The organism is Moraxella sp. K1664 (assembly GCF_039693965.1).
Classification (GTDB): Bacteria; Pseudomonadota; Gammaproteobacteria; order Pseudomonadales; family Moraxellaceae; genus Moraxella.
Genome location: NZ_CP155576.1, coordinates 1,570,687 through 1,595,593, shown reverse-complemented (window position 1 = coordinate 1,595,593; position 24,907 = coordinate 1,570,687). Strand labels below are relative to the sequence as shown.

The 24,907-nt window shown below is 46.5% G+C and carries 22 protein-coding genes and 3 tRNA genes; 15 read left to right on the top strand and 10 right to left on the bottom strand.

What is annotated here, in order from left to right:
• The first annotated feature begins 6 nt into the window (after window positions 1-6).
• From AAHK14_RS08070 to AAHK14_RS08050, 5 genes are all read left to right on the top strand, one after another.
• Window positions 7-492 carry a peptidylprolyl isomerase gene (locus AAHK14_RS08070; RefSeq protein ID WP_065256071.1) on the top strand — a complete coding sequence of 162 codons (486 nt, stop codon included), beginning with the start codon at window positions 7-9 and terminating at the stop codon, window positions 490-492.
• A 473-nt stretch (window positions 493-965) separates the two neighbouring features.
• Complete coding sequence (locus AAHK14_RS08065) at window positions 966-1,088, top strand: hypothetical protein (protein WP_255518625.1); 123 nt, start codon at window positions 966-968, stop codon at window positions 1,086-1,088.
• A 70-nt stretch (window positions 1,089-1,158) separates the two neighbouring features.
• Window positions 1,159-1,629 carry an META domain-containing protein gene (locus AAHK14_RS08060; protein ID WP_194092636.1) on the top strand — a complete coding sequence of 157 codons (471 nt, stop codon included), beginning with the start codon at window positions 1,159-1,161 and terminating at the stop codon, window positions 1,627-1,629.
• 123 nt (window positions 1,630-1,752) lie between these two features.
• Window positions 1,753-3,876 (top strand): NADPH-dependent 2,4-dienoyl-CoA reductase, encoded by a 2,124-nt coding sequence (locus tag AAHK14_RS08055; protein WP_194092637.1) that lies wholly within the window; start codon window positions 1,753-1,755, stop codon window positions 3,874-3,876.
• A 62-nt stretch (window positions 3,877-3,938) separates the two neighbouring features.
• Entirely contained in the window at window positions 3,939-4,397 is a 459-nt protein-coding gene (locus AAHK14_RS08050; protein ID WP_062501344.1) for a DUF1775 domain-containing protein, read from the top strand.
• Between the two features lie 46 nt (window positions 4,398-4,443).
• Here the strand turns inward: AAHK14_RS08050 and AAHK14_RS08045 are convergent, their stop codons facing one another.
• Window positions 4,444-5,391, bottom strand: a complete 948-nt coding sequence (locus AAHK14_RS08045) for a DUF4424 family protein (RefSeq protein WP_065256069.1) — start codon at window positions 5,389-5,391, stop codon at window positions 4,444-4,446.
• Window positions 5,392-5,485: 94 nt separating this feature from the next.
• Between AAHK14_RS08045 and hemB the strand changes: the two genes are divergently transcribed.
• The gene (gene hemB / locus AAHK14_RS08040) at window positions 5,486-6,493 is read left to right on the top strand and encodes a porphobilinogen synthase (protein WP_194092638.1); all 1,008 of its coding nucleotides are present in this window, start codon (window positions 5,486-5,488) and stop codon (window positions 6,491-6,493) included.
• A 180-nt stretch (window positions 6,494-6,673) separates the two neighbouring features.
• On the opposite strand, the gene AAHK14_RS08035 is transcribed toward hemB, so the two are convergent.
• The 6 genes from AAHK14_RS08035 to leuS form a co-directional block, all read right to left on the bottom strand.
• Window positions 6,674-8,719, bottom strand: a complete 2,046-nt coding sequence (locus AAHK14_RS08035) for a MacB family efflux pump subunit (RefSeq protein ID WP_194092639.1) — start codon at window positions 8,717-8,719, stop codon at window positions 6,674-6,676.
• An 11-nt stretch (window positions 8,720-8,730) separates the two neighbouring features.
• Window positions 8,731-10,035, bottom strand: a complete 1,305-nt coding sequence (locus AAHK14_RS08030; protein ID WP_194092640.1) for an efflux RND transporter periplasmic adaptor subunit — start codon at window positions 10,033-10,035, stop codon at window positions 8,731-8,733.
• A 362-nt stretch (window positions 10,036-10,397) separates the two neighbouring features.
• Window positions 10,398-11,408: a DNA polymerase III subunit delta gene (gene holA / locus AAHK14_RS08025; protein WP_194092641.1), complete on the bottom strand. Its 1,011-nt coding sequence runs from the start codon at window positions 11,406-11,408 to the stop codon at window positions 10,398-10,400.
• 11 nt (window positions 11,409-11,419) lie between these two features.
• Window positions 11,420-11,908, bottom strand: coding sequence for a hypothetical protein (locus AAHK14_RS08020; RefSeq protein WP_065256064.1), 489 nt, complete (start codon window positions 11,906-11,908; stop codon window positions 11,420-11,422).
• A gap of 31 nt (window positions 11,909-11,939) precedes the next feature.
• Window positions 11,940-12,233, bottom strand: coding sequence for a hypothetical protein (locus AAHK14_RS08015; protein WP_066885592.1), 294 nt, complete (start codon window positions 12,231-12,233; stop codon window positions 11,940-11,942).
• A 91-nt stretch (window positions 12,234-12,324) separates the two neighbouring features.
• Window positions 12,325-14,916 (bottom strand): leucine--tRNA ligase, encoded by a 2,592-nt coding sequence (gene leuS / locus AAHK14_RS08010; protein WP_194092642.1) that lies wholly within the window; start codon window positions 14,914-14,916, stop codon window positions 12,325-12,327.
• Window positions 14,917-15,007: 91 nt separating this feature from the next.
• On the opposite strand from leuS, the gene AAHK14_RS08005 reads away from it, so the two are divergent.
• Window positions 15,008-15,361, top strand: a complete 354-nt coding sequence (locus AAHK14_RS08005) for a Spx/MgsR family RNA polymerase-binding regulatory protein (protein ID WP_065256061.1) — start codon at window positions 15,008-15,010, stop codon at window positions 15,359-15,361.
• A 196-nt stretch (window positions 15,362-15,557) separates the two neighbouring features.
• Here AAHK14_RS08005 and AAHK14_RS08000 read toward each other — a convergent pair whose 3' ends face one another.
• Both AAHK14_RS08000 and argB read right to left on the bottom strand, forming a co-directional pair.
• Window positions 15,558-16,358 carry a transporter substrate-binding domain-containing protein gene (locus AAHK14_RS08000; protein WP_065256060.1) on the bottom strand — a complete coding sequence of 267 codons (801 nt, stop codon included), beginning with the start codon at window positions 16,356-16,358 and terminating at the stop codon, window positions 15,558-15,560.
• A gap of 300 nt (window positions 16,359-16,658) precedes the next feature.
• Window positions 16,659-17,558, bottom strand: a complete 900-nt coding sequence (gene argB, locus AAHK14_RS07995; protein ID WP_194092643.1) for an acetylglutamate kinase — start codon at window positions 17,556-17,558, stop codon at window positions 16,659-16,661.
• A 347-nt stretch (window positions 17,559-17,905) separates the two neighbouring features.
• On the opposite strand from argB, the gene AAHK14_RS07990 reads away from it, so the two are divergent.
• Window positions 17,906-18,910 (top strand): transposase, encoded by a 1,005-nt coding sequence (locus AAHK14_RS07990; RefSeq protein ID WP_194092779.1) that lies wholly within the window; start codon window positions 17,906-17,908, stop codon window positions 18,908-18,910.
• Window positions 18,911-19,002: 92 nt separating this feature from the next.
• Here the strand turns inward: AAHK14_RS07990 and dut are convergent, their stop codons facing one another.
• Window positions 19,003-19,467 carry a dUTP diphosphatase gene (gene dut / locus AAHK14_RS07985; RefSeq protein ID WP_065256057.1) on the bottom strand — a complete coding sequence of 155 codons (465 nt, stop codon included), beginning with the start codon at window positions 19,465-19,467 and terminating at the stop codon, window positions 19,003-19,005.
• Between the two features lie 180 nt (window positions 19,468-19,647).
• Here dut and AAHK14_RS07980 point away from each other — a divergent pair.
• The 7 genes from AAHK14_RS07980 (at window position 19,648) to AAHK14_RS07950 (ending at window position 24,907) form a co-directional block, all read left to right on the top strand.
• A tRNA-Lys gene (locus AAHK14_RS07980) sits at window positions 19,648-19,723 on the top strand.
• Window positions 19,724-19,758: 35 nt separating this feature from the next.
• Window positions 19,759-19,834: transfer RNA gene (locus tag AAHK14_RS07975), tRNA-Lys, on the top strand.
• A gap of 1 nt (window position 19,835) precedes the next feature.
• A tRNA-Asn gene (locus AAHK14_RS07970) sits at window positions 19,836-19,911 on the top strand.
• Between the two features lie 130 nt (window positions 19,912-20,041).
• Window positions 20,042-21,145 carry a PhoH family protein gene (locus tag AAHK14_RS07965; protein WP_065256056.1) on the top strand — a complete coding sequence of 368 codons (1,104 nt, stop codon included), beginning with the start codon at window positions 20,042-20,044 and terminating at the stop codon, window positions 21,143-21,145.
• The gene (gene ybeY / locus AAHK14_RS07960; RefSeq protein WP_065256055.1) at window positions 21,135-21,686 is read left to right on the top strand and encodes an rRNA maturation RNase YbeY; all 552 of its coding nucleotides are present in this window, start codon (window positions 21,135-21,137) and stop codon (window positions 21,684-21,686) included. The genes AAHK14_RS07965 and ybeY overlap by 11 nt, the downstream gene beginning before the upstream one ends.
• Window positions 21,679-22,419, top strand: a complete 741-nt coding sequence (locus AAHK14_RS07955; RefSeq protein WP_194092680.1) for a sulfite exporter TauE/SafE family protein — start codon at window positions 21,679-21,681, stop codon at window positions 22,417-22,419. The genes ybeY and AAHK14_RS07955 overlap by 8 nt, the downstream gene beginning before the upstream one ends.
• A 148-nt stretch (window positions 22,420-22,567) precedes the next feature.
• A complete protein-coding gene (locus tag AAHK14_RS07950) occupies window positions 22,568-24,907 on the top strand; it encodes an NADP-dependent malic enzyme (protein ID WP_194092679.1) in 2,340 nt (779 codons plus the stop codon).

Below are 24,907 nucleotides of genomic sequence, written 5' to 3'. Positions count from 1 at the left end.
AATTTCATGTCAATGATTGCAAATGACACCGTTGTACGATTCAACTACACTCTAACCAACAGTGACGGCGACGTGCTTGATAAATCAAATGGCGAACCACTTGCCTACTTGCACGGTCACCACAACATCATCCCTGGTCTTGAAGTCCAAATGGAAGGCAAAGGTGCAGGCGATAAGTTCACCGTGACTGTTGCCCCCGAAGATGCTTATGGCGAGTACCTTGCCGAAGCTGTCCAAGAAGTGCCACGGGCAAATTTCCAAGGTGTTGAAAACATCGAAGTTGGCATGCAATTTCAATCACAAACTGACGACGGTCATGTCATGCTTGTGACTGTCAAAGACGTGAATGATGACGTGGTGGTCGTGGACGGCAACCATCCATTGGCTGGCGTGACTTTGACGTTTGACGTTGAAGTGGTTGATGTGCGTGAAGCCACTGCCGATGAGATTGCTCACGGTCATGCACACGGTGTGGGCGGTCATCATCACTGATTGGCTCATCATTTACAAAACCCAAACGTTTGCTTTGGGTTTTTTGTTTTTTAAAGGATTATAATAAGCATTTTTCAATAGACTTCTTTCCAAACCCTGATTTTTGTAGATTTTTAAAAACTTCAACCCCAATACTTATAAGGGTTTATTTTTAGTTTGGAAAGAGATTTAATAAAGATACACCCAACCAACTTGATATTTACCACAGGTTTGTAGGGGCGCGTTGAACACGCCCTTTATGATATTATTTTACAAGGCGTGCACAGCATGCCCCTACATCCAAATATCGTTGTGTTTGTAGAATTTTAAAGTTTCTTGGTGTAATTCTACAAACTGGGCAAACAGTAGCGAATATAACGCCCAAAACTCAAGACATTACATAGGGCAAATTGCAATTTTCCCCACAAATCCATCCAAAAATATCATCAATTAGCCATATAAAATTTAGGGCGTGTTGAACTTTGGTATTTGCAATGAAAAATGAGAAAAATCGCCCGTTTTTCAAGGAAAAAACGCAGGTTGATAGTTATTCTATCAGACAAGTTTTTGACGCAGAAAAACAAGATTTAGCCATTTTTCATGCAAAAATTGATTGAAACATTAAATTTTCATCTTATTTTATAAAAATGTTATCAATGGTAGGCACGCCCTAACAAAGGTATTTTTATGAAACGCTTAACTTCTCTATTTATCATCACCACCCTGCTAAGTGCCTGCTCTGCCCTGCCTGATAGCACAGCCACCCATTCCACCACCCAAGCCACGGCAGATGTCGCTCATGGGTCATCAGATGACACCGCACACCATCTAACCCATCTTAGCCAAGAGTGGCGACTGACCGCCGTGCAAGGCGTGGACTATCAAGGCAGACCTGTCGCCACACTTGATTTGACCGACCCTGCCAAAGCCAGTGGGCATGCAGGGTGTAACACCCTAATGTTTGGCATCAACGACATCCATGATGACACCCTACACATCAGCTCGGTGGCATCCACTCGCATGGCGTGCCCTGACATGGCGTTAGAGCAGATACTAGGACAACTGTTGCCCACGCTCACGCATTATAAAGTCAGTGCCACCGACCTAATGCTCTCTAACAGCCAAGGTCAAGCGTTGTATTTTAAGGCGGTAAGATAGCCCAAAATTGGCAACGTGTTAAGATGACCACCAAGTCATTTTTTCATCAAAATCACACGCTTTTATCTGCCTTGTGCTACAATACCCCAAGCCATCGCTTGTATCAACAGCACAAGGACAGCCATGACCACATTTTTTAAAGGCAAATTTCTAAAAAGCAAACCCGCCCACACTCACGCCGATGATACACCCTATCCGCATATTTTTCGTCCGCTGGACTTGGGCTTTACCACCCTAAAAAACCGCATGGTCATGGGGTCGATGCACACAGGACTTGAAGACAGATTTTTTAATTATGGTAAGCTCGCTCGCTACTTTGAAGAGCGTGCCAAGGGCGGTGTCGCACTCATCATCACAGGCGGTACCTCGCCCAACCGTGAAGGTTGGCTCACCCCCTTTGGCGGAACGCTAAACCACACCGCCGACATCATTCATCACGCCCGAGTTACCCGAGCGGTACATAAGCACGACACCAAAATTCTCTTACAAATCCTACACAGCGGACGTTATGGCTATCAGCCCTTTGTGGTCGCCCCAAGCCCCATCAAGTCGCCCATCTCGCCCTTTAAGCCCCGCCAAATGTCCGCCAAAAACATCAAGGCAACCATAGACGACTACGTCCACACCGCCAAACTTGCCAAAAAAGCAGGCTATGACGGCGTGGAAATCATGGGCTCCGAAGGCTATCTCATCAACCAATTCTTATCCGCTCGCACCAACCAACGCACCGATGATTATGGCGGTAGCTTAGAAAACCGAGCCCGATTTGCCCTAGACATCGTCAAGGCGATTCGTGGGGCAGTTGGTGCTGATTTTATCATCAGTTTTCGCTTATCGATGTTGGAGCTTGTTGAAGACGGTGCGGTCATGGCAGACGTCATTAATCTTGCCACATGGTTGGAGTCGGCAGGGGTAACGCTCATTAACACCGGTATCGGCTGGCATGAAGCCCGCATTCCCACCATCGTAACAAGCGTGCCACGAGCGGTTTTTGTGCGGTTTAGCCAAGCGGTCAAAGACGCCATCAATATCCCCGTCATCGGGGCGAACCGCATTAATATGCCTGACACGGCAGAGACGATGTTGGCAAATGGACAAGTGGATTTGGTGCAAATGGCACGCCCCTTTTTGGCGGACGGTGCGTGGGTACAAAAAGCCCAAACTGGCAATGCCCATCTCATTAACACCTGTATCGGCTGTAATCAAGCCTGTCTTGACCACACTTTTGCTGGCGAGCGAGCGACTTGCTTGGTCAATCCACGAGCGTGTTTTGAGAGCGAATACGACATTCGCCCCGCCAAAAAAGTGAAAAAAATTGCCGTCATCGGGGGCGGTGTCGCTGGCATGACGGTTGCCGTTACCGCAAGCGAACGTGGACATGACGTAACCATCTTTGAGCGTAACAGCACGCTTGGCGGTCAGTTTAATTTTGCCAAAGTTATCCCTGGTAAAGAAGAATTTTTTGAGACCATTCGCTACTATCGCAACATGATAGAAAAGTTAAACATAAAAGTTCAATTAAATCATGAAGTTAGCGATGAATTCTTAAAAAATAGCAACTTTGACGACATCGTCATCGCCACAGGGGTCGTGCCACGCAAAGTGCGATTTGACGGCACCGACTTGCCACAGGTCATGACCTATGCCGAACTGCTCTCGGGACAAAAGGTCGCCGGCGAGCGAGTGGCGGTACTCGGAGCAGGCGGTATCGGCTTTGACGTGGCAGAGTTTTTGGCACATGGGGGCGTAATTGCCAAAGACGTCCATGACCCCACTTACCGCCCCACCGCCCAAAGCCCTGATGAGTTTTTTGCTCAATGGGGCGTAAACCCTGAGCCATACTATGACAGCCAAGGCGGACTTGCCAAACCCGCCCCCACACCAAGCCACCGCCAGATTTATCTACTCCAACGCAGTGAAGGCAAGCTCGGCAAGGGCTTAAACAAAACCACCGGCTGGGTACATAAAGCAGTCATCAAGCAAGCCGGCGTTATCCAAATCGCAGGGGCAACGTACGACAAAATCACCGATGAAGGCTTGTGGATAACGGTCAATGGACAAGCCCAACTGCTCCGTGTGGACAGCGTGGTGTTGTGTGTGGGGCAAGAGTCGGTCAATGAACTCATGCCAAAACTGGGCGACACCCCCAAAGCCCACTATCACATCATTGGCGGAGCAAAAAACGCCCAACGCCTAGATGCCAAACGAGCGATTAGAGAAGGGTTTTTATTGGGGATTCATTTGTAGTTGAGAAAGATAATAAAATGTTATATAATCTCATAAAATCCATCATAACTTTGGGGTATTATATGACTTTTTTAAAAACTACTGCCATCGCCATGCTCACACTCAGCATGGCATTGACCGCCCACGCCCATGTGACCGTGCGTAATTTTGCCAATGGCGTGGACAGTTTGTCAGGCAAATCCGACAGCTTTCGCCTAAACGTCCCCACCAATCGCCACAAAGCCATTACCCAAGTGGAATTTGTCGTGGCGGACGATGTCAAGCTCCTATTCATCCACCCTGTGCCAAACTGGACGTACACCACCACCAAACGAGCCAATGGCGACATTGATAAGGTCATTTACACAGGGCGTATGGAAGCAGGTGAATTTACATCCTTTCCATTCATCGCCAAAAACCCCGCCAAGGGTGACATTACCGTCAAATACAAAGCCTACATCACCTACGAAGATGGCGTGGTCGTGCCATTTGACGGGTCAGCGGACGCTCACGGCTATCAGCCCACCATACTGTTAAAATAAATTAAGACCCATGAAAGCCACTCATCAGTGGCTTTTTATTATTTTATTACTTAACCCGAATAAACGCCACATCAATGTCCTGTGTTGGCACAAAATTATTTTCAATCACTTCAAATTTGCCCTGCCCCACCTTTCTCACCTTGCCTTTGCCCGCCCAACAAAACGACACAATCTCATCGCTATCACGCTCGATAGTGAGTTTAAACCGCTCAATCGGTTTTGCCCAATTCGCCCCTGTGGTCAGCACATAACCCAATGCCGAATAAGACAAAGGGTGCGTGCCTGATTTTTTATCCAAATTTTGCCGAGTGGCTTTATCCAAACAAAAATTACTGTCTAGACTTTCATCGAAAAAGACCCCACCACCCACCATAGGGCGATAGCTGTGGTTGATGCGAGTAATGGCATTAGCTTTAAATGTTTGCGTCCATTCATAGATTGCCTGCGATTTCCAATGCGTGTCTTTTTCGGTGATAAGGCGGTATAACGTTGGGTGCTTGCACGCTCGGATTTTGGCGTATATATTGGACAAACTGTCGTCATAATTGGCATGATGATATGCAGACAAAATCTCTTTATCCGAAAAACCGCATTGCCTAAATGCGTCCGTTACATCAAGCTCTGATTGCTCATCATGCCCTTTATATAAAAAAGCTCGCACGTGCATTTTTGGAGTAATGGCTTTGCCGTTCGCCCACACCTTAAAGCTGTTAAGCGTTGTCTCTGTGTCCGCAAAATCCCCATCGTATTGAATGCTCATCTTTGGCAAGGGAAACAGCACCGTTTGGCGAATGTCTTTATTGGTTAGGTTTTTAAATTCATACGCTACTTTGATGATGTCTTTACTGATATACAAATCTTCACTTTTCATGGCGATATTGGGATTTTTGATGTACGCCACCCCACCCACGCCCACATAGCCTGTACTGTCGTTGGCATGGACTGTGATACTTGATAATAGTAGTGCCAATAAGGAAAATTTTAACCGTTTCATGATTTATCCTAATTTATCCTAACAAAAAGGTGTATAATGACCGTATTATCTTGCTATCTTTTAATAATTCTGTCAAGTTTATCAAGGCTAAAATATGTCAAATTACACCTTTAACCGCACTTTTCCCCATACCCGTCTACGCCGTTTGCGTGTCTCGGACGGCATTCGTGAGATGGTTGCTGAAACTCATCTAAAACCTTGCCATCTTATCGCCCCTGTGTTTGTCATTGAAGGGCAAAACCAACGCCAAACCATCAAAAGTATGCCAAACATTGAACGGCTATCCATTGACCTACTTATCGGGCATTGCAAAGAGCTGTATGAGACCGGCGTACGCATGGTAGATATTTTTCCTGTGATTGACCCTGCCCTAAAATCCCCCAATGGCGATAACGCCTACGACCCCAATACCCTTGCCGTGCGTGCCATCTCTGCCATCAAGGATGCCTGCCCTGAGCTTATCGTCATGACTGATGTCGCCCTAGACCCCTACACCACGCACGGTCAAGACGGTATCATTGATGAATCAGGCTATGTGATTAACGACATCACCACCGAAGCACTCATCAAACAAACACTCGCCCACGCTCGGGCAGGGGCAGACGTCATCTCGCCATCGGACATGATGGACGGTCGCATTCGTGCCATGCGTGATGCCCTGGAAGCGGACGGTTTTGTCAATACCGCCATCATGGCGTATTCTGCCAAATACGCCTCCGCCTACTATAGACCTTTTCGTGATGCGGTCGGCTCATCAGGCAACCTAAAAGGACATAAAAAACAATACCAAATGAACCCTGCCAACCGAGACGAAGCCTTACATGAGGTCGCCCTTGACATCAAAGAAGGGGCGGACATGGTCATGGTAAAACCCGGTCAGCCCTATCTGGACGTGGTGCGTGAAGTCAAAGACAACTTTGGCGTACCAACCTTTGCCTATCAGGTGTCAGGCGAATACGCCATGCACATGGCAGCCATTCAAAACAGCTGGCTCACCGAAGCGGTCATCTTAGAGAGCCTTATCGGATTTAGGCGGGCAGGCTGTGATGGGATATTAAGCTATTTTGCCCTACCTGCTGGGCGGATGCTTGCTGAGATTTAAAAATTTGCTAACTTTATGATTTTATGCCACTTTTATGTTTAAAGTGGCATTTTATGATGGGTATATTTGGATTATGTTAAATAACTTTAATCCCACACCCTGTGCTTAACTTTGTATCAGTGATTGACTTACCAAGGGCGTATCACACGCCCTTTTCTTTTATCTCTGTTATCCGCCTTGCTAGTTATGAGCCAACGCATCCACAGGATTAAGCCTTGACGCATTACGAGCAGGCAAAAAGCCAAACACAATGCCGATGAGCGTTGAGCAGACAAAGGCAACCACGATAGATAGGGGTGAGTAAATCACGCCCACGCTGTCGCCCCCAAATTTATTGATAAGACTACCCACACCAAAGGCAAGCAGAATTCCCAAAACACCGCCCAAGATACACACCAACACCGCTTCTATCAAAAATTGTCCCAAAATATCCGACTGCCTTGCCCCGACTGCCATACGCACGCCAATCTCGCTCGTGCGTTCGGTAACCGACACAAGCATGATATTCATCACGCCAATACCGCCCACGATAAGCGAGATAATCGCAATCGATGAGATAAGCATGGTCATGGCGGTGGTGGTGGATTGCACCGTTTCTTTGATGCTGTCGGTGTTCATGATGTTAAAATCGTCCGTGCCGTGCCGTGATTTGATAAGCTCGGATATGGCAGTCTCGGCAATGGCGGACGGTGTGTCATCATCAATCAGCACGACAAAGCGGTCAACCGTATTTTTGCCAAGCATACGATACATGACGGTGGTATAAGGCAGATAGACGGTGGGCGAGTTGCTGGTGCGGGCAAAGGACGATGTTTTTTCGGACAACACGCCCACGATACGGGCAGGGACGTTGCCGATGAGCAGGGTTTGCCCGATAGGGTTGCCTTCGCTGTTAAAATAGGTCTTATAGGCGTTTTGGTCGATGATGACATCTTGGGCGGACGTGGCGACACTGGTTTCATCAAACATCTGCCCCATAGCCAATTTTTCGCCTGTAACGGACAAATAATCCTTACCCACGCCCGTTACTGTGCCTGTCGTGTCTTGGTTTTGGTAGCGGATATTAACCGATTTGTTGACCATGGGGCTTACCGACAGGGCATAAGGTTGGTCAGCAACGGCTTTGGCATCTGCCACGGTCAGATTATCTTGTCCAAACCGCCGTCTGGGGTCGCCAAAGGGATAACCGTCTATCACGGTGATGGTATTTGTGCCCAGTGCATTGATGTCAGCTAAGATTTTAGCTTGTGAACCCTGCCCAAGTCCCACGATAGACACAACAGAGGCGATGCCAATGATAATCCCAAGCATGGTCAAAAGTGTACGCATTTTATGTGCCATCATGGCATACATGGACATTTTAAAGGCTTCTTTTAGGCGGTCTATCACGCCAAATAGGGCGTTTTTTGAGTCAAAGGTGTTTTTGCTAATAGGGCTTAAAACCGTTCGTGGTGAGCTTGTTGAACCATGACGGTTTTCCTTGTCCCGCAGGCATGGCTCAGGGCGAACGGAAAACTTAGAAGTATCAGCAAGTTTGTCATCAGTATAATAATCAGCAATGATATGCCCGTCCTTTAACTCAATCACTCGCTCGGCTTGGCTTGCCAAACTCGGGTCGTGCGTTACCATGATAATGGTGTGTCCGTCATCTTTTAGGCGGTGCAAGATGTTCATGACTTCCTTGCCAGAGCCACTATCCAACGCCCCTGTCGGCTCGTCTGCTAGGATAATATCACCCCCATTCATCAAAGCCCTTGCAATAGAAACACGCTGTTGCTGACCGCCTGAGAGCTGATTGGGGCGGTTGGTGGTTTTCTCGCCCAAGCCTAATTGGGTAAGTAGTTCGGTGGCTCGCTCACGCCTTTTGGTGGTGTTCATGCCTGCATAGACAGCAGGGACGGTAACATTGTCAAGGGCGTTGATGTCGCCAAGCAAGTGATAACGCTGAAAAATAAAGCCAAAATGCTCACGTCTAAGCTTGGCAAGCTCTTCACTATCCATGTCGTCCACAGATTTGCCAAAAATGGTATAGCTTCCGCTTGTGGCTTTGTCAAGACAGCCCAAAATGTTCATGAGCGTGGATTTGCCTGAGCCTGACTGACCGATAATGGCAACCATCTCGCCTTGATACAAAGTCAAATCAAGTCCATGCAAAACACGGACAGTCGTATCGCCAGCAGAAAACTCATGCACCAGATTTTTTATTTGTATGAGTGGGATTTTCATTATGCCCCCCCCTAACGTATGGACGGACTGTATTGGTATTGTTCGTCTTGACCTTGGCTATTTGAATCACCAATGACGACTTTATCACCGACGTTTAACCCTGATTTAATCTCGGCATCAATACGATTATTTAGCCCCACTTGCACCTCCACGGGTTTGGCGATGCCATCATTTGTCAGTACTTGTACACTATATTTACCCTCCTTGCCATCTCCTTTTAAAGCAGATGACGGTATGGTCAGCACGTTTTTGACCGAATCGGTAATAATGCTGACCTGTGCGGTCATGTCAATACGAAATTTGCGTTCAGTATTATCCACATCAAGATAACCGATATAATACACCGCAGAATCGGTATTACTGTTGGTGCTGATTTTCTCAGGAGCAGGTTCTACCCCTGTGAGTGTGGCATCAAACTGCTTTTGAGTGTTACCAATAATGTTAAAACGAGCAGGCATATTGGCACTTACATTTACCACGTCTGCCTCTGATATTTGGGCGTTAATACGAACACGGCTTAGGTCGGCAAGCGTAACGATGGTTGGAGCGGATTGCATGGCATTTACCGTTGTACCCTCTTTTTGGGTGATGGCGATGACCGTGCCATCCATCGGAGCAACGATTGTAGTATAACTCAAATCCTCAGTAGCAGTAGATAGATTGTTTTGGGCTTTGTTAATGTTTGCTTGTTGGCTTTGGATATTGGCCCGGGCAGAGACAACGTCATTTTTGGCATTGTGAACATTTGCTCTTGCCACTTGCACATTGGCTGTGGCAATCTCTACCGCACTTTTGGCATCGTCATAATCTTGGCGACTGATTGCATCAATGTTTAAAAGCTCCTCCAAACGAGCAAAGGTTTGTTTGGCTTTTTGTAGTTCAGCAAGGCGTGCTTGCAACATGGCCTGTGAACTTGCCACACTGCCTTCGCCAGATGCCAAATTGGCCTTAGCCTGAGCAAGATTTGCCTGTGCTTGCCGCAAATTAGCACCTGCATTGGAGACGGCATTCTTTTGTTCTATTTGATTGATTTGGGCAATTATGTCGCCTTTTTTGACTTCATCACCCACGTCCACATACAGCTTGACAATCCGCCCAGATACCTGAGCCCCCACATCCACGCTGTAAATGGGCTTGACCTTGCCCGATGCCATGACTGTGTTTTCAATGTCGCCCATGACCGCATCGGCAGTGATGTAGGACGGTGGGGTGGGTTTTGGTTTTAAGAATTGATAAGCGACAACCCCAATCGCCCCCAACACAAGGACGATGATAAGCCATTTTAGGGGGAATTTGGATTTTTTGGTGATGGACATGGTTTCTTCCAAAAAAATAGCAGAATAGAGATTGATTTTAAAAAAAATTGGTATTTTTGAGAATTAATATTGATAAAAAATAAGGTTTTTAAATTTGACATAATTAACGATAGGTTTGCAGGATAAATAACAATTTATCCTATATTATGATTAATTTTTAAACAATTCATTTAGTTCTAATTTTATCAAATTTACATTTATCTTAAAAATTGTCTTAAAAAATCTAAATTTAACCAATGCAATTTTTAAAAACCCAACAACTATTATAAAATTTTTGTTTTAAACAACAATTAAACCCTAAGTATTTTTTATAAATTTTTATGGTAAATTGGTAACGTTTTGTAATTAACCACGCCTGCCATTCACCCTTGCCTTACCCCTACCCCACACACCGATAACACCAAATCGGTCAGCAGTTGCCACACGTCTTTATCACTCACGCCCTTGATTGCTTTATCAATGGCATAGACATCGGACAGCCACTGTCCGCCCTGCCCATGCAGTCGCCGTGCCGTCTGCTCGTAGGTGTATGCCTTGCTCTGCCAAATACCCAGCTCGCTTGGGGCTTTACCTGCCTGTATCTGTAAAACGAGCCGTACATCTTTGGCAACTGCCCACAGCACAATGCTTGGGGCGGTGTCGGTGCGTTTTAGGTGATGTAAGATAGCAAGGCTTTTTTGGGCGTTGCCCGCAAGCATGGTATCCGACAGATGAAACACGGTAAAATCCGCCCCGTCCACCAGCGACTGCCCCAGCTCGTCCACACCAATCATCTGCCCGTGCGTGTATAAAAAGGACGTCCGCCACAGGGTCTGATATGCCGACAACAGATGATGTTCGGTGTGTGATAGAAGCATTTGCCACACATCAGGGCTTAGGATTAGCCCCAACTCTTGGGCTTTGGCGGTCAAGATGTCAGTACGCACCGATTCATTATAGACATTGCCGTCAATGATAAGCCCTTGATTATCAAAGAGTTTTAGGGCTTTGGTGGCGAGTGATTTTTTGTCTTGCTTTGGCAAGCACCAGATGAGATGATTATGACTATGCCCGCCTGCCACGTCATCGGCAAAGGCACTAAGGCGTGCGATTGCCTTAGTATCGGGCTTATGATTACCCGTAACTATCAAGGCGGTACTGTCGCCAAACAGCGATAGGTCATTTAGCTCGGCAACCACGTCCAGCCATGATTTGGCGGACGACAGCTCCATGCGTTTGATGAGCTGATTATTTGCCGACCATTGGGGGCGACAGGCGTCAATGAGCCATTGGTGCAGAAGTGGCTCATCACTGTGCATAACCCACAGCCCCTGTGTGGGTGTGGTATTGTCGCTTTTGAGATGATGAAAAAGCGGTAAAAATCGCTGTTGCACGGTCTGCTCGCTTAGCGTGCCATCGCTCGGTAACGCTCGGCAATGCGTTCGCCTAGCTGGTCATAGAGCCAGCCCCTACTCTCTTCGCCCTGTTGGTCAAGCGTTACCACGCTCGCTTCATTATATTGATAGCTTTGCTCCACTTGCATGGGAGCGGTGGTGGTTTTTGTGCCAACGGTGATTTTGACGTCCGCACTGAGCACCAAACGAATCTCGGTCAAAGTGCCGACCAACTCATAACGGCGAAAGCGTAAATTATCCACACGGATTTGGTTGGTGCTAAGCCCTGTTTTTAGGTGCATAAGTTCCAAATGCTTGGTCATGGCTCGTTTTAGGTGCAAGTTTTCTTGGCTGTCATCTAGGCTTAACTGCACAGTCTGATAAGCAGGGGCTATCTGTAAGCTCTCGCCTGTCCCACGCAAGGCAAATCCGCACCCTGATAGGGTTAGGGTGGATAAGACGGCTATGGCTAACAATGGGGCGGTTAAAAATTTTGGCATGGTTGTCCTTTTTGTATCATATCATATCAAATCACTTCACAAAATATGCCACACCAAAACCCACCCAATAAATCGCTACCGCCAAAATCACCGCCGTAATCACGCTTGCGATATTACGCACGACAGGCGGGGAAATGCTGGTTTGGGTGGTGTTTTCATCACGCACGGCATTCTCGCTTTCTGCCTTTAAATAGCCCAGTCGAAGCACAGCATGAATGACGATAAAGACGGCAATCACCGCCCAATGAATTTGCAAAAATCCCACGACCAAATTGGCTAAAATGGCAATGTTGGATAATAGGCTAAACAGTTTGGTTTTTGGCATAATAAATCATGTAATGGATAATTTTAATAAAATGGATTGGAGGTATGGGAGCAAATTTATTTACCCCCCCCATACATTTATTTAACAACAATCAAACAACCACACTCACGAGTTTATTAGGCACCACAATCACTTTTTTGGGTTCGCCTGTGATAAATTTGGCAACGCTCTCATGCGATAGAGCCAGTTGTTTAATGGTGTCGTTGTCCGTGCCTGTCGGTACGTCAATCTCGCCACGCACTTTGCCGTTTACTTGTACCGCCATGACAATGCTATCGCTTACAAGTGCCGATTTATCAAGCGTTGGGAAAGTCAATGTGCGACTGTCAAGCCCAAACACTTCTAGCAAATGCTCGCCAACGTGCGGAGCGTATAGCGATAGGATTGTCAAAAGCGTAATCATGGCTTCATGACGTACCGCCAAATCGCCAGCGTCCGCCACGTCAAACGCTCCAATGTCATTGGCAAGCTCCATAAGGGACGATACAGGCGTGTTTAGAGCCAAATGCTCGCCCAGTGCGGTGTCAATTCTGGCAATGGTCTCATGGGTCTTACGGCGTAGGGCTTTGGCGGACTTAGATAGGCTGTGGTTTGCCACGTCTAGGGCGGATTTTTCCACATTAGCAATCGCAGTCAAATGCTCATCGGCAAGTCGCCATACTTTTTTGACAAAATTATAAGGACCTTTTAGGGCAGAGTCCGACCATTCTAGCGTTTGGTCAGCGGGGGCGGTAAACATGGTGTACAGTCGTACTGTGTCCGCTCCGTATTCGCCCATAATGGTCTGTGGGTCTACGCCATTATTTTTGGACTTAGACATTTTTTCAATTTTGCCAATGGTAACAGGCTCGCCGTCCGCTATCAGTGCCGCTTCATTGCCACGCACTTCGACTTCATGGGGGAAATAGTAAGTCGTTGAGCCGTCGGTATGGCGTCTATAAAACGTGCCTGCCAGTACCATGCCTTGTGCCAGTAGATTCTCAAAGGGTTCATCTGCTTGAACCAATCCCTCATCACGCATGACCTTATGAAAAAAGCGAGCGTATAGTAAATGCAAAATGGCATGCTCAATACCGCCCACATATTGGTTGACAGGCAGCCATTTACTCACTCCTTGATGCCCAACCATTTGGGTGTCATCGTGGGGCGTGGTAAAACGCTGGGCGTACCAGCTGCTCTCCACAAAGGTATCAAAAGTATCGGTCTCACGCTCGGCGGGTTGCCCACATTTTGGGCAGGTGCAGTTCACAAATTCGGGCAGTGATTTTAAAGGATTACCACGACCATCAGGCACGACATCGGTGGGCAACACAACAGGCAAATCTTGCTCAGGCACAGGTACCGTTCCACAGTATTCACAGTTAATCATCGGAATCGGACAGCCCCAATAACGTTGGCGAGACACCCCCCAATCACGCAGACGGTATTGAACGGTAGCATTTGCCTTATCGCGTGCAATTTCTAGGATTTTGGCACTTGCAGCATCTTTGCCCATGCCATCTAGCACCCCAGAGTTTATGCACACGCCATTTTTATCGCCATACCAGTCTTGCCATGTGTCTGTGCTGTATTCTTTGCCTTTAAATTCAATGACTTGCTTGATGGGCAAACCATACTTTTTGGCAAATTCAAAATCACGCTCATCATGAGCAGGTACGCCCATGACCGCACCAGAGCCATAGCTCATCAGCACATAGTTAGCAACCCAAATCGCCACATCATCGCCCGTTATGGGGTGCTTGGCAAACAGCCCTGTATCCATGCCCATTTTTTCAGCTTTGGCAAGCTCACTTTCAGCAACCGAGCCTTGTTTGCACAGTTTGCAAAATTCGGCGATTTTTTCGTTTTGGCGAGACGCATACTGGGCAAGTGGATGCTCTGCTGACACAGCAAGATAGCTGACACCCATGACGGTATCAGGGCGGGTGGTAAAGACGGTGAGTTTGTCCGCTTGTCCGTCTACTTTATAACTAAAATCAAGCTCCATGCCATGACTTTTGCCAATCCAGTTTTGTTGCATGCTAAGCACTTGTTTTGGCCATTTGTTTTCTAGCAATTTTAAATCATCAAGCAACTCATCTGCATAGTCTGTGATTTTAAAATAATACATCGGAATATCACGTTTTTCAACCAACGCCCCCGAACGCCAGCCACGACCGTCCACAACTTGCTCATTGGCAAGGACGGTGTTGTCCACAGGGTCCCAGTTTACGGTGGATAACTTTTTATATACCAAGCCTTTTTTGTAAAGCTGTAAAAATAGCCATTGCTCCCATTTATAGTATTCAGGATTGCAAGTGGCGAATTCACGAGACCAGTCAATTGATAAACCTAGCGATTTTAGTTGTCCACGCATATGCTCAATGTTGGACATCGTCCACGCATGGGGAGCAACCTCGTTGTCAATGGCGGCGTTCTCAGCAGGCAAGCCAAAAGCGTCCCAGCCCATAGGTTGCATGACATCATAACCCTTTTGGCGGTAGTAGCGAGACAACACGTCCGTAATGGCGTAGTTGCGAACGTGTCCCATGTGGAGCTTACCGCTTGGGTAGGGGAACATGGAGAGCATATAGCGGGTGGGTTTGCCGTTGTCGTTGTTGTCCGTGTGGTAGCGGTTGTCGGCTTGCCATTTGGCTTGCTGGGCTTGTTCAATGGCTTTAAAATCGTAATCGTTTAGGCTCATGATAGGCTAACTCAAAAATAAAAAATTTAACACGCTATTATAGCCGATTTTTGTTATAATTTGCCAATATTTTGTAAAGCGAGACACCCCCATGACGACCATTTATGGCATAAAAAACTGCAACACCATGAAAAAAGCGTTTGATTTTTTAAATCAAAACGGCATAACCTATGAATTTTTTGATTATAAAAAGTCGGTACTAAGCCAAGATGACTTCGCCAAATTTGTGGCAACCTTTGGCGAAAAAGTCATCAACAAACAAGGCACAACCTATCGTAAACTGGACGATACCGCCAAAAACACCCTTGCTAGTGGCGATGTATCCGCCATGTATGAGATAGTCAAGGACAACCTTAGCGTACTAAAACGCCCGATTGTGATGGGTGATGGCGTGGCGTTGATTGGCTTTGATGAGAGTAACTGGAAAGAAATGTTTGGTAAATAACAACCGCCCATCGCTGACAGGACAGATGGCGTCAATCATCGGACTTATGGGCATATTACCATCGCCCATAAGCCCTTTTGATGAATTGATATCTTGTTCGTCTATTGTGATACGTGTGTGTATTTACGTATTTTTACCACGTGTTTACACCATAGACCTCTAACACCAAGAGAGTGCTAGAATTTGAGGATGTGTATCAATATGGATTTTCAAGCCACTTTTTCTCAATTTCAGCAATCTTGCCACTGGCAATAAGTTTATCAATACCTTCATTAATCATGCCGATAAGTTCATCTTTGCCTTTGCCAGCGACAATAACCTGAGCAGATTGTGGATTGCTTTCGGTTTCATAGGCAATAATATGTGTTTTAACTTCTGGGTATTTGACGGCAAAATATTCCAGCAGTTGCTTATCTTCACCGATGGCATCTGTCTTGCCCTGTGCTAGCGACTTAAAGGTTAAAAATGTGCTTTGATTCTCATGTATGGTTGCTGTCGGCACAGCTGTGGAGATGTCTTGGCATTGTTTTGCTCCAGTCATACAATCAAAACGCTTGCCTCCCAAATCAGACAGTGACTGAATGCTTGGATCTACCACCATGATCGCAGATGGTACATGTAAATATTTCTTGGATAGAGTATAAGCCTCATTACGCTCATCATTATATGACACCCCAGAAATTGCCAAGTCATTTTTACCAGCACCAACACTGGGCAACATGTCTGCCCATGACATTGTCTCAAACTTTATATCAAAACCCTGCACCTCTCCAATAGCCTTGATAATTTCAATATCCATACCAATCAAGTTACCTTTCTCATCCAAATAACTAAATGGCGGTTGCACTCCTGTGGTAGCTACTTTGATTTGATAGTTTGTGGACGATTTGTCAGCATTGGCTTTTTGCACGCTATTATCTTTTTGTGTGCTACCATTATTCTCGCCACCACAACCACTTAATAAGCCCAAAACTGCCAAAAACATGAACTTTTTCATTGTTTAGCTCTCCATTTTTCGAAATAATTTGATGGTTCTGAAATTTCCATTTCAGGTCTGACATGGTATCACGTAACGACACTAAAAATCAATCACATCACTAAGAATTTATAGAAATAATTTTAACAATAATACTACTAATATCCAACCTTATCACTCATCATCATTTGTTTGCTTGTCCACTGTGGGTTGCTGTACAACTGTTTCATCATTTATCTTTTCTTTTTGTCCAAACGGCCTGTTCCAAAACGGCTTAATCACTTTTTTATAAAAAAGACGGTGCCAGACCGCCTTTAAAATTTAACCATTGGTTTCTCTTAAAATCTGCGTACCCACGCCTTCTTCGGTAAAGATTTCAAGCAAACAAGCGTGTGGCACTCGCCCGTCCACAATGGTCGCACTTCTAAGTCCTGCCTTGACCGCATCCAACGCCCCTGCGATTTTGGGTATCATGCCCCCACTAATGGTGCCGTCAGCGATGAGATTGTCCACGTCTGTGGGCGACAGGCTTGTTAGTACGTTGCCGTCTTTGTCTAGCACGCCTTTGATGTTAGTGAGCAGGAGCAGGCGTTCGGCATTTAAAAACTCTGCCACACGGCTCGCCACTAGGTCGGCATTGATGTTATAGGTCTCACCATTTTCGTCCACGCCTAGGGGGGCGATGACAGGGATAAAGTCGCTATGGATAAGCATATTGATGACATCTGTATTGACGTGGGCGACTTCACCAACAAAACCCAAATCAATGGGCGTGCCGTCTTTATCGGTCATGGCAAGTTTGGTTGCACGGATTAGATTGGCATCTTTGCCTGTCAAGCCAATCGCCTGCCCACCATGTTTGTTAATGAGATTGACGATAGATTTGTTCACACTACCGCCCAGCACCATTTCTACCACGTCCATCGTATCTTTGTCGGTAACTCTCATGCCGTCTATGCGGTCAGACTCACGCCCAAGTTCATTCATGAGATTATCCACCTGTGGGCCTCCGCCATGCACCACCACAGGGTGAATACCAACGGTTTTTAAAAGGACAATATCACGGGCAAAAGAGCTTTCTAGCACAGGGTCGGTCATGGCATTACCGCCATATTTGACCACGATGAGCTTGTCTTTATAACGTTGGATATAAGGCAGGGCGGTCGTGATGACTTCTGATGTGTGTTTGGCTTCGTCTAATGTTAGGGATTTGTGTTGCATAAATTTTTCCTTTAAAAATTAGACTTCCTGCAAAACCCCGAATTAAGGAAAACCGTTCGTGGTGAGCCTGTCGAACCATAACGGTTTTCCGCCACCCTTCGACAAGCTCAGGGCGAGCGGAAAACTAGTTTTGCAGGAAGTTTATTGTGTTTTTGATATGGGCAAATTGCAATTTGCCCCTTGCATATCCAAAACAAGATATAATAAGCCAACCCGCTTATCTGTCTTTCGTTTCGCCCCTAGAGATGACATTCGTTTTGTAGCATTGAAACCAGATAAGCACCCATCAATAACAACCGTACAGTTGCCAGTTTAACACCCGAATGCAAGGCAGGTTTATGATGAGTATGAAATCAGCAAACAATGAGTTAGACAAACACTATGTTCATTTTGTTGGCATTGACGTTGCCAAAAAGAGCTTTGTGCTTGCCACTTCATTATCACCCAAAACCAAAAACCATGATAACACAGCACAAGGCATTGACCAAGCCATCTGTTTTATCAAAGAGGAACACAAACAATGCGATAATGGCAAAACCTTAGTGGTTCTAGAAAGTACAGGTGGACTTGAAGTACCCCTTGCCAAAGCCATACACTTAGCAGGCATTTGTGTCATGATTGCCAATCCAAGGCAAACACATCAATTTGCCAAATCACAGTCCTTAACCAAAACAGACAACAAAGATGCTAAAATGCTTGCTTTTTATGCCAAAATGATGGCACAAAGAGATGATTTAGCCACCTTGCTTTATTGCCCACCCAGTCAAAGCCAAGAGTTATTAACCGCATTGATTAACAGACGCAATCAATTTGTCCAAATGTGTGTGGCTGAAAAAAACCGCTTGGAGCAATCTCATCACAGTCAAATCAGTAGCATTCAAGCTCATATTACTTACCTAACAGAGCAAATTCATGAGTTAGACAAGCAAATCAAAACCCATCTTGATGATGACAATCACCCAGATTTAAAACAAACCAGCAGTGTCATTCAAAGTGTTAAAGGTGTTGGACAAACCACCACAGCCACCTTGTTGGCAATGCTGCCTGAGCTTGGTACAATCTCACACAAACAACTTGCCAGTCTTGTGGGTGTTGCCCCACACCCTAAGCAAAGTGGAGAGACTAAGTTTAAAGGTCTGTGTCAAGCAGGACGACCAGAAGTGCGTAAGGCACTGTATATGGCAACCTTAGTGGCTACTCGCTTTGATGAGAAAATCAAAACCTTCTATCAAAGATTAAGAGCCAATGGCAAGCCCTTCAAAGTTGCCATTGTTGCCTGTATGCACAAACTACTAACCATTTTAAATGCACGGGTTAGAGATGAATTACAAAAGCAAGTTGTCGTACGTTAAATGTTCGGTATTGACGCTTTGTGCTAAGTTTTTGTATTGCACTTTGATGGGAGTGGAATACAGTTGCTACAAGATGTTACTTTATCTAAAAATCATTTAATCCCAGAGCTACCAAACCCACCTGCCCCACGTTCGCTGTCATCGCTAAATTCACCCACAATCTCAAAGCTTGGACGCACCACAGGCACCACCATATATTGAGCCATGCGTTCGGCAGGATTTAGGGTAAAATCGGTGTCGCTTCTGTTCCACACCGACACCATCAGCTCGCCTTGATAGTCAGCATCAATCAAGCCCACTAGGTTGCCAAGAACAATGCCATGCTTATGCCCAAGCCCCGAACGTGGCAAAATAATCCCTGCAAAATTGGGGTCTTTGATGTATATTGCAAGCCCCGTGCCGATGAGTTTGGTTTCGCCTGCACGGATAACCACAGGCTCGTCAATGCACGCCCTTAGGTCTATGCCTGCCGAGCCGTCTGTGGCACGAGTAGGCAAAGGAAAATTAGGGTCGGAGCCGATTTTTGGGTTTAGGAGTTTGACTTGGACGGATTGCATAAGATTACCTTTTTAAATAACTCAATTTCATCAATGATTGGCTAATTTTAAGCAACTGCCCCCAAAAAAGCAATGCCAAAGCCCAAAAAGCATTTTATTTTGCTAAATTTTAAAAATTTTATAAAAAACGCTTGACGTATCAAAATTTCCCTGTATAATACGCACCACATTTAGTGATAAGGGTCGTTAGCTCAGTTGGTAGAGCAGTTGACTTTTAATCAATTGGTCGCAGGTTCGAATCCTGCACGACCCACCATTATCCTAGATGACCGAACAAGCCTTGTGCTTAACGGGTCGTTAGCTCAGTTGGTAGAGCAGTTGACTTTTAATCAATTGGTCGCAGGTTCGAATCCTGCACGACCCACCATTCCCCAATAGCTCAGTCGGTAGAGCATCGGACTGTTAATCCGTGTGTCCCTGGTTCGAGCCCAGGTTGGGGAGCCATATTTAAAAACCCTTTTCTATTTTGGAAAAGGGTTTTTTATTGCTTGAATGTCATTTACTGGCTTGATTTTTTATTTTTTGAAAGCATATAAGCCTTGTTTATCATTTTTCATTCAAAAGGAAAACCCATTTGAGCCTAACTCGCACTCTCAATTTTGAGCTGACCCCCTTTGAGCTTCGCACCCTGCTCGGCGAATACAACACGCACCTAAAATACCTACAAGACCGCCTTGACATTACCATTATCAATCGTGGCAATGATTTTATACTCACAGGCGATTTGACCCAAGTGGAGCGTGGCGAATATGTACTGGGCGAGCTTTATGAGCTTGCCAAAAAATCAGACGACATCGCCCCAGAAAACTTGCACCTACTTATCCAAGCAAGCCTTGCCCGAAATCCAGAGACCACCACCCAAACGCACACGCCTGTCAGCCTATCCACTCGCAAGGGCAAAATCACACCAAAAGGACACAACCAAGCCGAATATGTGCGTAATATCCTACTCTCCGACATCTCGTTTGGCGTAGGTCCTGCTGGTACGGGCAAGACCTACCTTGCCGTGGCGGTGGCGGTGGATATGTTAGAGCGTGGCGAGATTGAGCGGATTTTGCTTGTCCGCCCTGCCGTGGAAGCGGGCGAAAAATTGGGCTTTTTGCCAGGGGATTTGACCCAAAAAATTGACCCCTATCTACGCCCCTTATATGATGCCCTATATGAGATGCTTGGCTTTGAAAAGGTAGGCAAGCTCCTAGAACGCCAAATCATCGAAGTTGCCCCACTTGCCTATATGCGTGGGCGAACGCTCAATAACTCATTTGTGATACTGGACGAAGCCCAAAACACCACGCCTGAGCAGATGAAAATGTTTTTGACACGCTTGGGCTTTGGCTCTCGGGCGGTCATCACAGGCGATACGTCTCAGGTGGATTTGCCCCGTGGGCATAAATCGGGACTGACTCAGGCTCTCAAAATTTTGGCAAATATTGACGACATTCACATCACGCAGTTTAGCAGTAAAGACGTGGTGCGACATCATCTTGTCCAAAAAATCATTGATGCCTATGACGCTCATGACGTGGTCGAAAATCAGATTGAGAGCGAGCGAGCCGAAATTCGCAAAAAACAACGCCAAGAACAAGAGCTAAACCGCACATTAAACGCCTTGTCTTTTTTAAATAGCATAAAAGACGATAAAAACAGTCAAGATAGTAAGGACGGCAATGATGAATGAGATAACGCTCAGTTTTGCCGATGACGTGGCAAGTCTTGCTGATTTGCCAATGTATAACGAGAAAAAAATTACAGAGATTTTTAATCATGCCTTAACGGTCATGAATGACAAAATCACGAACGGTTTGGCGTTACCCTATTATCCATTTGATGAATCATCCGCCCAAAACTGGATAGATTTGCCAAAATTGCTAGACATTTATATTTGTGGCACGGATGAAGGGCGTGAGCTCAACCTTGACGCTCGGGGTAAGGACTATGCCACCAATATCCTATCTTATCCAAGCGGTCTACCCCTTGATATGTGCGTGATGATGAATACTGTGCCACTTGGCGAGCTCATCATTTGTCATGATGTGGTGGTACGTGAAGCCGATGAGCAAGGCAAAACGGTGGACAAGCATTTAACGCACCTTATTGTACATGGCATATTGCACCTACTTGGCTTTGACCATGAGCTTGGACAAGATGAGCAGGACGAAATGGAGGGCTTTGAGATTGAGATTTTGGGCAGGCTAGGCATCAATAACCCTTATGAATGATGTCATTTTAGGTATCATCAATTTCTTTACGTCCGCCCTAGCAGGGATTACAGGGCTTGGCGGTGGCACGATTTTGCTTGGGTTTATGCCCATGTTTTTGCCTGCGTCCGCCATTATTCCTATTCATGGCACCACCCAACTGGCAAGCAACGTTAGCCGTGTGTGGTTCGGTCGGCGTGATTTGGATTTTACTCATTTTCGTCCGTTTGTCATCGGAGCGGTGGTGGGTGTGGCGTTTTTTGGGACGGCGGTAAAATTTGTCAAATTGGACTTAATCCCACTATTCATCGCCATTTATATCCTACTGACCCAATGGTCAAGCACGGTCAATCGCCTATTAAAGAGCTTTGAGAGTTTTTATCTCATCGGCTTTTTGCAAACAGGTATTGGTCTATTTGTCGGAGCCCCCGGCCCGCTACACTTACCCTTACTCATGAAAAAATACGATAATAATGACGTGGTCGTCACAGTCGGCTCGCTCATGATGTCGTTGGTACACGTCCTAAAACTTGTGGTCTATGTCGCTTTGGGATTTGCGTTTTTTGAGTATTGGCAAGTGATTTTGCTCATGGTCATATCCGCGTCCTTTGGCTCATGGGCAGGGGTCAAACTGCGTAACCGCCTACCTATGGCATGGGTTAAAACTGTCTTGCCGTGGCTACTTACTGTCATCGCCTTAAAAATCATCTATGATAATGCGGTGAAATTTGGGTGGATTGGGGCGGTATTCTAAAACACACCCATCTTTGAACACGTCCATCAATCCAACCAATCCATCAACCACACCTATCCAAAAAACACCCATAAACAAACCCTAGCACGACCCCCAAAATCATGCTAAAATAGGGCGATTTTATTTCACAACAACTTGGAAAACCACTATGGCTCATCAAGATGTCCCTGCACAGGACAAAACCCACGACACCGCTTTTTTATCCGAAGCGGACGCCCAGCGTTTGCAATTTGAACAAAACGCCCTACATTACCACGAACACCCCCGCCCCGGCAAAATCTCTGTTACCCCCACCAAACAAATCGCCAACCAACGAGACCTAGCCCTTGCCTACTCCCCAGGTGTGGCAGTACCTTGCCTTGAAATCGAAAAAGACCCCAAACTTGCCGCCAAATACACCGCTCGCTCCAACCTAGTGGGCGTGATTACCAACGGCACAGCCGTGCTTGGGCTTGGTAACATCGGTGCATTGGCATCCAAGCCTGTCATGGAAGGTAAAGGCGTACTGTTTAAGAAGTTCGCTGGCATTGACGTGTTTGACATCGAGATTAATGAAACCGACCCTGATAAGTTCATCGAGACGGTGGCAAGCCTAGAACCAACCTTTGGCGGGATTAACCTAGAAGACATCAAAGCACCTGAGTGCTTTAAAATCGAGCGTGAACTGCGTGAACGCATGAACATTCCTGTGTTCCATGATGACCAGCATGGCACCGCCATCATCTCAGCAGCCGCTTTGCTAAACGCTCTACAACTAAACGGTAAAAACATCGGCGAGATTACGCTTGTCTGCTCTGGGGCAGGGGCTGCCGCCATCTCTTGTCTTGACTTAGTAGTGGCATTGGGCGTACGTAAAGAGAACATCTATGTACTGGACTCAAAAGGGGTGATCACCACCACTCGTGAAAACCTAGACGAATCCAAAGCCCGTTTTGCTCGTGATACCGACAAGACTACTTTGGCGGAAGTAATGGTGAACGCCGATGTCTTCCTAGGTCTATCGGGGCCGGGCGTGGTTACGCAGGATATGGTACGCTCAATGGCAAAAGACCCGATTATCTTTGCCCTTGCCAACCCCACCCCTGAGATTATGCCAGAGCTTGCTCATGCGGTGCGTTCGGACGTGATTATGGCAACGGGTCGCTCAGACTACCCCAACCAAGTCAATAACGCCCTATGTTTCCCTTATATTTTCCGTGGAGCATTGGACGTTGGGGCGACTGTGGTCAATGAAGAGATGAAACTGGCCTGCGTGCACGCCATCGCTGCCATGGCACATACTGAAGCCACGCCATCGATAGACAGTCAAAAGGACGAAACCGGCAAGAGCTTTGGACGTGAGTACCTAATCCCTGGTCCTTTGGAGCCAAATCTTATCTTAGAGATTGCCCCTGCCGTTGCCAAGGCTGCTATGGATACAGGCGTGGCAACCTTGCCGATTGCCAATTTTGATGCCTATCGGCAAAGACTGTCCGAGTTCGTCTATAACACCGCCCTTGCCATGAAGCCCATCTTCAACAAGGCAAAAACCAATCCCAAACGCATTGTCTATGCCGAAGGTGAAGACATCAACGTGTTGCGTGCGGTGCAAGTGGTGGTGGACGAGCAAATCGCCAAGCCCATCCTTATCGGTCGCCCTGCCGTCATCAACCAAGAAATCGACAATCTGGGCTTACGTCTGGCTGATGGTCAAAACATCACCATCATCGACCCCAACAACAACCCCCACTACGACAGATATGCCGAACATCACTACGTCACCAATCAGCGTAATGGTGTTAGCTTGGAGCTGGCTCGCCGTGATGTTCGCCGTAAAACCACACTTATCGGCTCACTCATGGTCGAGCTTGGCGATGCGGACGGCTTGATTTGTGGTACGTTTGGCTTCTATCACTTACACTTAAAATACCTAAATCAAGTCATCGGCAAAAAAGACGGCATTGCCAACTTCTACGCCATGAGCGCTGTACTCATGCAAAACCGCAACCTGTTCATCGCTGATACCTACATCAACGAAGACCCAACCGCCGAAGAGCTTGCCGAGATGACCATTTTGGCAGCCCAAGCGGTGCGTCGTTTTGGCATCACACCAAAAGTCGCCCTACTGTCGCATTCTAACTTTGGGGCATCAGACCGTGCTTCTGCTCTCAAAATGCGTCAAGTACACGACATCTTGACCGAGATGAACGTGGACTTTGAGTTTGATGGCGAAATGCACGGCGACATCGCCCTAGATGAGCGTATGCGTCAGCACAGCTATCCATTTAGCACGCTAAAAGGCTCGGCAAACCTACTTATCATGCCAACGCTTGACAGTGCCAACATCGCCTTTAACCTGCTAAAAACCGCCACAGGCTCGGCCGCCCTAGGGCCTATCCTGCTCGGTGCGGACAAGCCGGTGCATATCTTGACACCTTCTGCGACCGCTCGCCGTATCGTCAACATGACCGCCCTATCGGTATCGGACGCTCAGGACATGGCGAAATAA